The organism is Methanobrevibacter sp. (assembly GCF_017468685.1).
In the GTDB taxonomy this organism is placed as follows: Archaea; Methanobacteriota; Methanobacteria; order Methanobacteriales; family Methanobacteriaceae; genus Methanocatella.
Window position 1 is genome coordinate 45,784 of record NZ_JAFUHT010000011.1, and the last position, 12,060, is coordinate 57,843.

Genomic DNA, 12,060 nt, shown 5'->3' on the forward strand with positions numbered 1-12,060 from the left:
TTTAATGAATGGAATTTATTATTATTTGATAGCTTTTGTTATCATCTGGGTATTGGTTGCAATATTTCATGAAAAGTTATCCGCTCATGGTGTGGAACTTGAATTTCCAGTTATAATGTGGAAAACCCAGCGTCTGAGGGGACTGATATCCAGAATCAACAACCTTTCACCAAAATTCTGGCGTTGGTTTATGAATGTTGGAGTCATAGTGGCATTTGGAGCTATGATATTCATCACTTATACGATAATATCTACCTTGCCATCTGTTTTTGAAACTCCATCAGTTTCTATAGTCATTCCGGGCGTTGACGTTCCGGGCTCTCCAATATATGTCCCATTGGGTTATGGACTGATTTCACTTGCAACAGTACTGGTTGTCCATGAGTTCTCACATGGTGTTCAGTCAATCGGTGAAAATATACCGATTAAGTCAATTGGGCTTTTGCTTTTTGCAATTATTCCGGGAGCATTCGTTGAACCTGATGAGGAAAAATTAAAAAAAGCTAAAAACTCATCAAAACTAAGGGTTTATGCAGCAGGATCAATAGCTAATGTTTCACTTGCTCTAATAGCTCTGATTTTGCTGTCACTCGTTTCTTTTGGAATTCCACATTATTTTGCAGAAGACGGCATTGAAATTGCAAGAGTCGTTTCGGATTCACCTTCCGATGGAATACTGAAGGATGGAATGGTTCTTGAAGAAATAAACAATCAAAAGATTAATGATTCTCAATCTTATGTAGATATTGTAAGTTCATTCTCTCCCGGAGATAAGGTGGAGGTTCAGACAAATCATGGAACATATGATGTTACTTTGGGCAAAAATCCAAATAACGAATCAGTTGGATTTTTCGGAATACAGGCAAACAAGCATTTCGAGCTTATAGACAATAGTTTAGGTCCGATTCCATGGGTATTATTTGAGCTTGTTGAGCTGTTCCAATGGGTTGCAATGCTTAATCTGGGAATAGGACTGTTCAATCTGCTTCCAATCAAGCCTTTGGATGGAGGATACATGCTTGAGATATTGCTCAGCTATAAATTATCCGAAGAGCATTACAGACCAATTGTAAATGCATTATCAGTAGTTTTAGCAATGGTTATAGTGTTCAGTCTGGTTGCAGGTTTTCTTTAGTTTGAATCATTAAAAAAAGTAAAAAAAAGAAAGAATAATCAAATTCTTTCTAATTATAATTCTTTACAAGCTTGAGCTAATTTTTTACCTAACTCGTAGCTTGCATCATCTTCTTCAGCTGTAGGTACAAAGTAGATTTCTTGAGTGTCTACAATATCGAATCCACAGTTTCCTAATTCTTCAGCGAGTTTTGCAGGAGCTCCTCCTCTTCCACCCATAGAACCGAAGGTAACTGCTTTTCTTTCAATACCTGTTCTGTTGAAGAGTAAACCTTTTAAGTAGTACATGATGTCTCCGATACTTGGGTATGGTACATCGTTGATTGTTGGATCACCAATTGCTACTCCTTTACTGGTTAGGATACTTTTGACGATTTCGGACCTTTCATCTTCGTGCAAGAAGAAGATTTCAACATCATATCCTTCAGACATTGCACCTTCTGCAATTTCATGAGCCATTTGTTGGGTTGAGTAGTGCATGGTATCGTAGATGATTGTGATTTTGTCTTCACATACACCGGTAGCCCAGTTTTGGTAAGCTCCGATAATTTGCATTGGGTCGGTCCAGATTTGACCGTGGGATGGTGCAATCATTTTGATTTGTTCGAGTAAACCTAATTCAACAACTTCGTTTAATTTTTTGAGAACTAATTTTGAAAGTGGTGTGATTAGGTTTGCATAGAATTTTTGTGCTGCATCCATTAAAACATATTCTGGGATTTCATCAGAGAATCTTTGGGTGAAACATAAGTGTTGACCGAATGCGTCGTTAGGGAATAAAATACCAGTTTCATCAGCAAGTAATGTGAACATGCTGTCAGGCCAGTGTAATAAGAATGCATCTAAAAATGCTAAAGTTCTTCCGCCAACATCTAAGCTGTCACCAGTTCCTACAGTTATGAATTCTGCTCCTTCAAGTGCAGGGTAGTGTTTTAATAAACCTTTTACTGCGATTTCAGTACAGTAAATTGGTGCTTCAGGGAATCTTTTGTGTAAGTCCACTAATACTCCGGAGTGGTCTTTTTCCACGTGGTTTTGGATGATGTAGTCCACTTTAACTTCTTTACCTTCTTGTGCGAATGCATCATCGATACGTGCCATCATTTCTTTGGTTTTTCCAGGGTATGCATTATCGATTAATGCTACTTTGTCTTCACCAAATACAAGGTATGCATTGTATGTGGTTCCGTCTAATGTGTAACCGTGATAGGTTCTTAAATCCCAATCGAGTACACCAATCCAGTATACTCCATCAGCTATTTTTTGTGCATTAGCTTTCATTTTTAAATCTCCATATTATAAATTGACAATCCATAAAACTATAGATTATGGTTATCTATGCTATTTTTATTATATATAGTTTTGTTTTATACGAACAGTTTGTATTCTTTTAAGGTTTTTTATATAAAATAAATTTACAGGTGTAAAATTGATAAGTATCAGAATTATTTTATGTGTTTCATGGAAATTTTTAGATTCTTGAAAACATAAGAAACATAAGAAACATAAATTTTTTTTATGTTTTTTATGAAAATTTTTAAATACTTTTGAAAACATAAGAAACATAAGAAACATAAATTTTTTTTATGTTTTTTATGAAATGTCTTGTTGGAGGTTATAGCTATGAAACATAATCCTTTCAGAAAACGAACAGGAATCTTGCCATCATATTTTACTGGCCGTGAAAATGAATTAAATGAACTTAAAAAAATATATAACTCAACTAAAATGGGAGTTCCAGGCCATTTAATATTATATGGACCAAAAGGCATTGGAAAAACATCTTTACTATTAAAATTTCAAGAGGAAATAACCAATATTGGTGAGGTATATTCAGTTAGAATTCCATTAATGGAAGGAAATTTTGAAGATATTTACTCATTAATAATAGAAAAATGTTCCGATACATTAAATATTAATATTGGACATTTTTGGGAGAAAATAAGTTCACTAGGTATTAATATACCCTTCATCGGAGGAGTATCAGTATCACGTGAAATTCCTAAAACCAGTCCTGCTGTTGCTTTTGAAAAAATTTTAAACGTGATTTATGATGAGTTGGGTTCTGACAATCCTGTCTTAATTCTATTGTTTGATGACCTTCAAAGGATTATGGGCAATGATGAAACAATGAAAATATTAAGCATATTGCAAAATGCTCTTGTAGAATTAAATCTAAAAGGAAAAAACATAATGTTTGTAGCTACAGGATCAGAAGACATTTTCAATAAAATACAAGATAAACTTGACTCAGCAGTAAGGATATTTGAACCTTATTTGATTGGACCATTATCTTATGGGGAAGTATATGATGCAATTAACATTCCGATTAAAAAACAAAATGTGACATTTGAAGAGGATGTCTTAAAGGCAATATATGAATTGTCTAACGGGATTCCATATTATATGCAAATACTTGCCTACAGTTGTTTTGAAGAAACTAACGAAAATGATGAAGTAACTATGGTTGAGTTTAAAAAGGCCTCTATGTATTCCCTAAACATTTTAGCTCAACGTGAATTTAAAGCATTATTCAGTAAATCTACTACGGAAGAGAGAAAAATACTGTGTTTGATGGCTGAAAATGATGAAACAGTTTTATCTTATTCATATATTAAAGAGAATGCTAATTTAAAATCAGAACCTTCAGCATTGCTAAAAAATTTAGTTAACAAAAATATGATAATCAAACCGTCAAGAGGTAAATACAAATTAAAAAACAATCTTTTCAAATTATACTTGCAAAACTTAAAGATAAATCAGGAAACAGGTTTAATTAACAATTACTGAATCAGTAATAAATATTAAAAATTAAACTTCTTACCTGAGTTTGAGTGAAAGTATGCGAACAATATCATACATTTTATATGAACATTTTTTGTGAATTGCTATCTAATGTTATGCTAAATTATTAATTTTTCATTTATTTTAAATTATCAATTAAATCTTTGTATCCTAAGCCATAGATTGCAATGACTGTTCTTTGCATTGCACCGAAGCATATAAACATTATTAGTAGTCCCCATACATAATCCCAGCTTTGAAGGAGATGATTGCTGGAAAAGTTTATCATTGCAATTATTGATGTTAGTCCAAGACACAATGCAGTGATTAAACCGGGAGTGTAAGGCTTTTCCATTTTGTGAAGTTTAATGCCTATTATATGTATAAATGTTTCAAATAATCCCAAGTAAACAGGAACTAACGTTAACAAAGTATATTGTGTAAAAAAAGGTACAAATGTAATTATGATTAATAAAACAGTAACTGGAATATGTGCAGCATGTATCTGAGTTGGAGTTGCTTTGAGCTTGAAGAATTTTAACATTAATTTTGCAAATCCTCCCGGCAAGCGTGTTTCTTCCCATTCATGAAGGGTGAAAAGAAACATATAAACTAACATGGTCTTTTGAACCAAATTCAAACTATTATAAAACAACGCTGAAAATGTCACCATTCCAAACATGATGAAAGTAAGAATTTCCAAATTATATTCTCTCATTGAAACACCAATAACTATTCTGAACCGTAATATTAAAATTTATAGGTGGTTTTGTTTAATTTCTCAGCTAATGTCCTTTATTACTTCACCTGCAATTATCAGTCCTGCAACAGAGGGTACAAAAGAAACGCTGCCTTTAACTTTAAATTTTTTATTATTTTTGTTAATCTCATGGTCGTGTGTGTTTATTGCGTGTTCTTTTGAATAGACAACTTTCAATTTTTCTATATTTCTCTTTTTTAAATCCTTTTTCATTATTCTGGCAAGCGGACATACTGAGGTTTCATAAATGTCAGCCACTTCAAACATTGTAGGGTCCAGCTTGTTTCCTGCTCCCATTGCGGAGATAACTGGAATGTCAAGTTCATCACATTTGCATATGATAGCAATCTTTGCCATTATTGTGTCTACACAGTCAACGGCATATGACAAGTCTTTTGTGATGATATCAATTTCTGAATCAGCTGTGTAAAATTCCCTATGGACATCAACATTCGCATCAGGGTTGATATCTAGGATTCTCTGCCTCATCAAATCAACCTTATACTCGCCTATTGTTTTTGTTGTTGCAATCAGTTGTCTGTTGATGTTGCTTTCATCCACCTTGTCAAAATCAACTAAAATGAAATTTCCTATTCCGCTTCTGGCGAGTCCTTCACAAACAAATGAGCCTACGCCTCCAAGACCAAAAATGGCAACTTTCGCTTCTTTTAATTTTTTCATTCCCTCATTTCCAATTAACATTTCTGTTCTTGAAAATTTTTCTTCCATTTACACTCACCAAAAAATATAATTTAATTTAAATTAATTATATAATAATTGATGTCAATACAATAAAAACTTAATGCAAATGGAGATTTTTAGATATTCATGATAATAGATACTCATTGCCATATTTATAAAAGTGAAATGGAAGATGCAGAGGAAATAATTAAAAAGGCTGCAAAAAATGATATACGTATAATATTGAACGGCACAAATCCTTTAAGCAATAAAGAAGTATTGGAGCTGTCATCCAAGTATGATAATGTTTATGCAGCTTTGGGATATTTGTATTCATTTGCAGATGAGGTAACTGATGGAGATATTCTTCTTCTGGATAATCAACTTGATAGCGATAAAGTGGTGGCAGTAGGTGAGATTGGTCTTGACTATTACCATACAAAGGAAAACAGGGATAAACAAAAACAATTATTTGAAAAAATGTTGAATCTTGCAGAAAAACATGATTTGCCGGTTATAGTGCATTCCAGAAAATCGATGCAGGACACATTTGACATATTGAAAAAACATGATGCTGTAGGATCCATGCACAGTTATCAGGGTTCTGTTGAAATGGCACAGGAATTTATTAAATTAGGTTTTTATATTGGTATAGGGGGTACAATCACCCACAAAAACAATAAAAAAACAAAAATGTTGGTTAAAAAAATAGATATTGGTCATATGCTTGTTGAAACAGATTCTCCATATTTGACTCCAGAAGAGAAAAGGGGTGAGAGAAATACATCCCTCAACTTGAATTATATAACAAGTAAAATGGCGCAAGAATTGGACATGGGTGAAGATGAGGTAATAGAAATAACTGCGCAAAACGCTAAAAGATTATTTAAAATATAATGTTTTAACCTTCCGTGTTCACATGTGTCATATTGTATCTGAACTATTTATTTTGTTTTAAACGAACAGTTCGTATTTATTTCTTTTTTAATTTTTACAACTGTTTAAATTTTAAAAAAATTTTTAAACAATATTATAATTTTTAATTTTTAGTTACATTTATTAAGCAATAATTTTAAATAATATTATATCTATTGGGGGATGGTTATATGAGTGAACAAAAGCCAATACAGATTTTTTCAAATTTAAACGAAAACATCGGGGTCAATGTAGTAAAAAGTCCAGTAAAGTTAACAATTCTTGAAATGTTAAGGGACAGTGAAATGGAATTTGATGAAATTGTTAGTAACACTGGTAAATCAAAATCAACAGTATCCGTACATTTGAAAAGTTTAAGGGAAAATGGAATAATCTCTTACAGAGTACATCCAAAAGACAACAGAAAAAAAATATTTTATATCAACTCAAAATACTTGGGATCAGTAAACATATCCGAACCAAAAGAAATTGAAGAAACACAATCAGACTACATTATAAATAATATAATCAAGGACGATGGTGAATTCTCAACATTACTATTCCATACATTAAAGTCAATGCTTATCCAGGAAGGGGTTAATATAGATCCTATTTTACAATCAACAGGAAACAGTATTGGTAAATCCATATTTGATACTATTTATGATGATGATTTGGATGTTTTCATGGATAATATTGCTGAATTTTGGCAAAGAAAGGGGCTCGGCAAATTAACATATAAAATAGGTCAGATAATAAAGATAACTACTTATGATTGTTTTGAATGCAAACTTCTTCCAAGAACAGGAAAACCTGCATGCTTTTTAGACACCGGAATATTTGAAGGATTATTTACAGAATTCTTTAATTTGCCGGTAAGTGTAATAGAAACCCAATGCTACACAATGGGTGATGAAAAGTGTGTGTTTGAGATTGAACCTCAACACATTAAAAATTACTAATCATCCTTAAACTGTATGATGGTAGTTGTCAAGTAAGGTTTTTCAGTTGAAAAGCCTTCAATAATCTTTTCGTTTTCACGAGTGCAATTTTGAACAGAATAAATTTCTTTTTCTCTATTTTTAGCTTCAATAGTTGATTCCAACTCACTTGTATTTCTTGAAGCTTTCATAAGAACAACGGAATCACTATACTCTAAAACATCATCTAATCTATCATCGATTTTAGGAACAATAGTCAAAATATCATTTTGCTCAACAAGAGCCTTGTTTCTTGCAGCTGCGCAAGCTGTAAATGAGGTAATTCCTGGAATTGTTTCGATTTCATATCTGTCAATTAATTTTTTCTGCACATAGGAGTAGGTACTGAAAATTGAAGTGTCTCCAAGGGTGATAAATGCCACATCCCTTCCACTGTCGAGGTATTGTGCAATCATCTCAGCAGCACTATTCCATATCTTTTCAAGCTCTTTTTTATCTTCAATCATTGGAAAAATAGGTTCTACAAGCATTAATCTTTTAAAATCTTTTCTTTCTTCAAGTATTGGTTTAACAATAGATAATGCGATACTTTCTTTTTCTTTTGATGATTTTGGTGAGAATACTACTGGAACAGTTTTTAAAACTCGAGCAGCTTTTAAAGTCAATAATTCAGTATCTCCAGGTCCTACACCAATTCCAATTAATTTTCCTTTTTCAGCCATATAATCACTTTAACATTTTAAATACAATTTTGCAAAATACTTGTCTACTAATTATTTATAGTACTACTTTACTAATATATTTTTGATGTCAGATTCAATGTTTTGTCCAAATTGTGGAATGTTAAAAAGTAATTGTGTTTGTGGAAAATACAAGAATGAAAGACCAAAAGGTCCTACTAATTTATTTAGCTTTGCTAAGCCTAGAAAATCATCTATTTTGGATGATGAGATTCCTGAAGTATATTCTGTTGAGAATTATCAGCAAGATGAGGGAACTGCAGCATATTTGAAAGAAATTTATCCTCATATAGATGATGAAATTATTGTTAATTTTCCTTTCAAACAACCTAGAATGGGACAATTGGAAATTATACAGGATATAAATGATGCAATAAAAAAAGGTTACAAGTATATTATTTTAGAGGCAGGTACAGGTACAGGTAAATCAGCAATTGCTACAACTCTTGCTAAAATGTATGAATCTGCTTATATTCTAACAATGACAAAGCAACTGCAGGCGCAATACTCTAATGAATTTGATTTTCCTCTGGTTAAAGGAAGAAGCAATTTTGCATGCTTGCATGATAATCTTGAGTCAACATGTGATATGGGGGACTGTAAAACAACTCCAACATCAGCCAAATTTTTCTGCCCTTATGGAGTTGCAAAAAATCCGACATTGGATGCTGAACTTGCATTTGAAGATTCATTTGGAGGAACCGTATTCTACCAGTCAGATGCGCATTGCCATTACTGGAATCAGAAGGCCAATTCAGTAAACTCTCCAATTACATTGATGAACTATGATTATGCAATTGTTGAGTTAAATTATGTAAAGCATTTTGGAAAACGTTCATTATTGATTTTAGACGAAGCCCACAATATCGAGAACAAATTAATGTCAACTATGGAAGTTACATTATATAACCGGACTCTTGAAAAGGATATTAATAAAATAATGTCAAAATCAATTCTTGAAGACGGCGAACTTGAAGATTGGGTAATGGAAGTCGATGCAATAAGGGAATCCTATGAGGAAATTGACTTAAAAGATGTAAGTAAAAATAAAGCAGACAGGATAAGATCAACAATCGCCAGACTTAAAACTCTTAAGGATAATCTTGAAAAGGAACCAAGAAATTGGGTAATTGACACAGATGAAACAAGCGTTTGTTTTAAACCGTTGAGAGTCCATCATTACGCTAAAAACCACCTGTTAAAATATGGAGATGTTGTAATATTTATGAGTGCAACAATCCTTTCACATAAAATGTTTTCAAAATGGTTGGGATTAAATCCGAATGAAGTATACCACATTAAGGTTGACAGTCCGTTTACCAAGGAAAAAAGACCAATTATTCTTAATCTTGCAGGAAAAATGTCTGCAAACAGAATAAAAAACACTGCACCGAAAACAATCCCTATACTGCAGGAGATTCTTAAAAAACATGAAGGGGACAAGGGTTTGATACACACTCACAGCTATAAATGTCAGCAATACATTACAAATAACCTTTATAATTCCCGTTTGGTATCACACACTTCAAAAAACAGGGAACAGGTATTGAATTTCTTTGAGAAAGATGAAAATCCTTTAGTATTGGTTTCTCCATCAATGAGTGAAGGTGTGGATTTGCCATATGATAAATGCAGATTCCAGGTTATTTATAAAATACCGTTCCCATATCTCGGAGACAAACAGGTCAATATGAGGATGAAAAGGGATAAGAAATGGTATGCATATAAAACAGTAATGACATTAATGCAGGCGTATGGTCGTGGAATGAGGGCTGAAGATGATTCCTGCTACACTTACATTATAGACAGTGATATTAACATGTTATTCAAAAGTCCAATGTATAGATCACTGATTCCTGACTTTTTTAAAGAGGCAGTTGTTAGGGTGAAAAAATAAGCGGACCTGGAGGGATTTGAACCCTCGATCTTGGGATCCGAAGTCCCACGTCATTCCTAACTAGACCACAGGCCCCACATTAGAAATATTATTTTTCTTCTTTAGAGTCAATTGAAATGATTTCTATATCCTCGATGTCTTCAACTTCAGCGAAAATATCATCAATTGATTCACTTTCAAGCTTTGCTTGTTCGTATTCGATATCTTCAATTTCTTCAGCAGTTAACTCGTCATTTTTCGGAGTCTTTTCTTTTGCCGGAGGTAAATCTTCGATATCTTCAACAACAGGCTTTTTACTAGAAGTAGTAGGTTTTTTAAGAGAAGTTTTTAAATCTTCAATATCAAATTCTCCTATTTTATAAGATTCTTTATCTAGGGGAATTTTACTTTTTGGTATAACTTTCGGGGATGGTTTTTCTTTTTTGGTGTTATCATCATCTTTTTTGTCTTCATCTTCATTGTCAATAGAGTCAATTCTGCTTGTAATATTTCCAAACGGATTTTTAATATCGAACAATTTGAAAATTCCATAACATAATAAGAATAATCCTACAATTAGGAAAATAACAAACATGAAGCTACTTTCACCGGCAACAACATTGTCTATTACTCTATCACTACGTGATTCAAATATGAAAACAGATATGATTAAGAGGATGATTCCAAGTATTGAACTGACAATAGCTAGAATAGGTTTTCCTCTAATTTTCGCATTGATGATATTATCGAAGTTTTCACTTATTTCTCCGACAAAATCATCTTCGAATTCATCGTATTCGTCATTTTCGTTTATATCTTCACTTTTTGGAGTTTTGATAATAAATTCTTCATCGATTGGGTTTTCTTCTAAAGTAATGGCACTTTTGTCTTCATCACCGGGATGGTAAATGAATTCATCATCGATTTCTAATTCTTCATAATTAAGATTGTCTTCATTGAGATAGCTTATTAATTCAGAATCCTCTTCGATGTCTTCAAAGTTTATGGATTCTTTCTCGTCTTTGACATTGTCTATCATGTCTTTCAAATTAGAAATCCTATGCTCTTTTTCTTTAGATTCTTTCATGAAAAAACCTTCTTAATCGTATTCTCTCCATTTATGTTTGCATTTTTTGCATGTGAAAAAACGGGTAGGTGCTTCATCAGCACTACGGGTTTGCTTTAATTCGTAAGTAGCTTTATCATGTCCACATTTAGGACAAATTTCAGTTACGCCTTCACCCATATCTATATCTTCAACATATTTTACAGTTTCTTCAGCATTAATCTCTTTTGAAACTTCATATTGTGCATTGTCGTTTAACTCGTTTGAGTATCCGCATTTATTACATTTTAAAACGCCATTGTTTGGAAGCATCATAGCCCCACATTCAGGACAAAATTCCATTTACTCTCCCTCAATTTAATCTTTAAATTATATGTAATATTAAATAATCTTTTTTTTAAGCTATTTAAATATTAACCTTAAATATTCATTTTTTAGCTTTATTTATACAATCTTTAATTATTTTTCTGTGGTCAAAAGCAATTTCAAGGTTGTTTAAATCATCCTGTGAAAAGATACCAATATCTTTAGCATCGCTATTGGCATTTTTACTTGTAAAATCTCCTTTAGCAGTATATGCTACAGTAACTGTGTGTCCCCTTGGGTCTCTATCCGGTTTGGAGTAAACATTTACCAAATCAATGAGTTCAACATCAATGCTTGTTTCCTCTTTGGCTTCTCTAACTGCTGCGGTTTCTACACTTTCACCGTATTCAACAAACCCTCCGGGCAATGCCCAACAATCTTTATATGGTTCATTTTTTCTTTTGATTAAAATAAAATTAAAATCATTATCAAAAATAAAAATGTCCGCTGTTAGGGAGGGAATTTTATAATCTGCCATCTAACCACTATAAAAATAAAAATTGAAGCTATAAAGCTTCATCAATAAGTTGTTTAAAGTTAGAACTTTCTTTTTGTAATTCTTCTGCTGCTTTTTTCAATACAGTTCTAGGTCTTTTTCCTCTTTTGGTTTTAATTGTCATTTGTGGTTTTCCAGTAAGAGGGTGATCGATATTGTAAACAGCATATTCAACATCAGGATCCTGCATTAAGATATGTCTTAAAGCATTACAAACTCCGTGACTTTCATCTTTTACTTCAAAAGTGAGTTCTAAAGTTTTATCCTCAATAATTTCAAAATTTTCCATTTTATCAACCTT

Annotated in this window: 13 protein-coding genes and 1 tRNA gene; 5 read left to right on the plus strand and 9 right to left on the minus strand. The window is 32.5% G+C overall.

Features of this window, described 5'->3' with window-relative positions; all coding sequences use genetic code 11:
• The first annotated feature begins 4 nt into the window (after positions 1-4).
• The gene (locus IJ258_RS01895; RefSeq protein ID WP_292802111.1) at positions 5-1,135 is read left to right on the plus strand and encodes a site-2 protease family protein; all 1,131 of its coding nucleotides are present in this window, start codon (positions 5-7) and stop codon (positions 1,133-1,135) included.
• A gap of 53 nt (positions 1,136-1,188) precedes the next feature.
• On the opposite strand, the gene IJ258_RS01900 is transcribed toward IJ258_RS01895, so the two are convergent.
• Complete coding sequence (locus IJ258_RS01900; RefSeq protein ID WP_292802113.1) at positions 1,189-2,415, minus strand: FprA family A-type flavoprotein; 1,227 nt, start codon at positions 2,413-2,415, stop codon at positions 1,189-1,191.
• A 342-nt stretch (positions 2,416-2,757) separates the two neighbouring features.
• Between IJ258_RS01900 and IJ258_RS01905 the strand changes: the two genes are divergently transcribed.
• Complete coding sequence (locus tag IJ258_RS01905; protein WP_292802115.1) at positions 2,758-3,924, plus strand: ATP-binding protein; 1,167 nt, start codon at positions 2,758-2,760, stop codon at positions 3,922-3,924.
• 133 nt (positions 3,925-4,057) lie between these two features.
• On the opposite strand, the gene IJ258_RS01910 is transcribed toward IJ258_RS01905, so the two are convergent.
• Both IJ258_RS01910 and IJ258_RS01915 read right to left on the minus strand, forming a co-directional pair.
• Complete coding sequence (locus IJ258_RS01910; protein ID WP_292802117.1) at positions 4,058-4,636, minus strand: HXXEE domain-containing protein; 579 nt, start codon at positions 4,634-4,636, stop codon at positions 4,058-4,060.
• Positions 4,637-4,699: 63 nt separating this feature from the next.
• Positions 4,700-5,407: a tRNA threonylcarbamoyladenosine dehydratase gene (locus IJ258_RS01915; RefSeq protein WP_292802119.1), complete on the minus strand. Its 708-nt coding sequence runs from the start codon at positions 5,405-5,407 to the stop codon at positions 4,700-4,702.
• Between the two features lie 99 nt (positions 5,408-5,506).
• Between IJ258_RS01915 and IJ258_RS01920 the strand changes: the two genes are divergently transcribed.
• Together IJ258_RS01920 and IJ258_RS01925 are read left to right on the plus strand one after the other, a co-directional pair.
• Positions 5,507-6,256 carry a TatD family hydrolase gene (locus IJ258_RS01920; RefSeq protein ID WP_292802121.1) on the plus strand — a complete coding sequence of 250 codons (750 nt, stop codon included), beginning with the start codon at positions 5,507-5,509 and terminating at the stop codon, positions 6,254-6,256.
• A 209-nt stretch (positions 6,257-6,465) separates the two neighbouring features.
• On the plus strand, positions 6,466-7,236 hold the full coding sequence (locus IJ258_RS01925) for a V4R domain-containing protein (protein WP_292802123.1): 771 nt from the start codon (positions 6,466-6,468) through the stop codon (positions 7,234-7,236).
• Here IJ258_RS01925 and cobI read toward each other — a convergent pair.
• The gene (cobI, locus tag IJ258_RS01930) at positions 7,233-7,937 is read right to left on the minus strand and encodes a precorrin-2 C(20)-methyltransferase (RefSeq protein WP_292802125.1); all 705 of its coding nucleotides are present in this window, start codon (positions 7,935-7,937) and stop codon (positions 7,233-7,235) included. The two genes, IJ258_RS01925 and cobI, sit on opposite strands and share 4 nt — an antisense overlap.
• Positions 7,938-8,022: 85 nt before the next feature.
• Between cobI and IJ258_RS01935 the strand changes: the two genes are divergently transcribed.
• Entirely contained in the window at positions 8,023-9,852 is a 1,830-nt protein-coding gene (locus IJ258_RS01935) for a helicase C-terminal domain-containing protein (RefSeq protein ID WP_292802127.1), read from the plus strand.
• Position 9,853: 1 nt separating this feature from the next.
• Here IJ258_RS01935 and IJ258_RS01940 read toward each other — a convergent pair.
• The 5 genes from IJ258_RS01940 to IJ258_RS01960 all read right to left on the minus strand — a co-directional run bounded on the left by IJ258_RS01940 (position 9,854) and on the right by IJ258_RS01960 (position 12,048).
• Positions 9,854-9,927 (minus strand) — tRNA-Arg (locus IJ258_RS01940).
• A gap of 13 nt (positions 9,928-9,940) precedes the next feature.
• Positions 9,941-10,918 (minus strand): topoisomerase IV, encoded by a 978-nt coding sequence (locus IJ258_RS01945; RefSeq protein ID WP_292802129.1) that lies wholly within the window; start codon positions 10,916-10,918, stop codon positions 9,941-9,943.
• Positions 10,919-10,930: 12 nt separating this feature from the next.
• A complete protein-coding gene (locus IJ258_RS01950; protein WP_292802131.1) occupies positions 10,931-11,239 on the minus strand; it encodes a transcription factor S in 309 nt (102 codons plus the stop codon).
• A gap of 85 nt (positions 11,240-11,324) precedes the next feature.
• Positions 11,325-11,741, minus strand: a complete 417-nt coding sequence (locus IJ258_RS01955) for an NUDIX hydrolase (protein WP_292802133.1) — start codon at positions 11,739-11,741, stop codon at positions 11,325-11,327.
• A gap of 28 nt (positions 11,742-11,769) precedes the next feature.
• Positions 11,770-12,048: a DNA-directed RNA polymerase subunit L gene (locus IJ258_RS01960; RefSeq protein ID WP_292802135.1), complete on the minus strand. Its 279-nt coding sequence runs from the start codon at positions 12,046-12,048 to the stop codon at positions 11,770-11,772.
• Positions 12,049-12,060: the final 12 nt, after the last annotated feature.

Coding starts and splice junctions, on each gene's coding strand:
- cobI (WP_292802125.1), bottom strand. CDS start 7,937: ATGGCTGAAAAAGGAAAATTAATTGGAATTGGTGTAGGACCTGGAGAT.
- IJ258_RS01905 (WP_292802115.1), top strand. CDS start 2,758: ATGAAACATAATCCTTTCAGAAAACGAACAGGAATCTTGCCATCATAT.
- IJ258_RS01895 (WP_292802111.1), top strand. CDS start 5: ATGAATGGAATTTATTATTATTTGATAGCTTTTGTTATCATCTGGGTA.
- IJ258_RS01960 (WP_292802135.1), bottom strand. CDS start 12,048: ATGGAAAATTTTGAAATTATTGAGGATAAAACTTTAGAACTCACTTTT.
- IJ258_RS01915 (WP_292802119.1), bottom strand. CDS start 5,407: ATGGAAGAAAAATTTTCAAGAACAGAAATGTTAATTGGAAATGAGGGA.
- IJ258_RS01920 (WP_292802121.1), top strand. CDS start 5,507: ATGATAATAGATACTCATTGCCATATTTATAAAAGTGAAATGGAAGAT.
- IJ258_RS01925 (WP_292802123.1), top strand. CDS start 6,466: ATGAGTGAACAAAAGCCAATACAGATTTTTTCAAATTTAAACGAAAAC.
- IJ258_RS01950 (WP_292802131.1), bottom strand. CDS start 11,239: ATGGAATTTTGTCCTGAATGTGGGGCTATGATGCTTCCAAACAATGGC.
- IJ258_RS01955 (WP_292802133.1), bottom strand. CDS start 11,741: ATGGCAGATTATAAAATTCCCTCCCTAACAGCGGACATTTTTATTTTT.
- IJ258_RS01900 (WP_292802113.1), bottom strand. CDS start 2,415: ATGAAAGCTAATGCACAAAAAATAGCTGATGGAGTATACTGGATTGGT.
- IJ258_RS01935 (WP_292802127.1), top strand. CDS start 8,023: ATGTCAGATTCAATGTTTTGTCCAAATTGTGGAATGTTAAAAAGTAAT.
- IJ258_RS01910 (WP_292802117.1), bottom strand. CDS start 4,636: ATGAGAGAATATAATTTGGAAATTCTTACTTTCATCATGTTTGGAATG.
- IJ258_RS01945 (WP_292802129.1), bottom strand. CDS start 10,918: ATGAAAGAATCTAAAGAAAAAGAGCATAGGATTTCTAATTTGAAAGAC.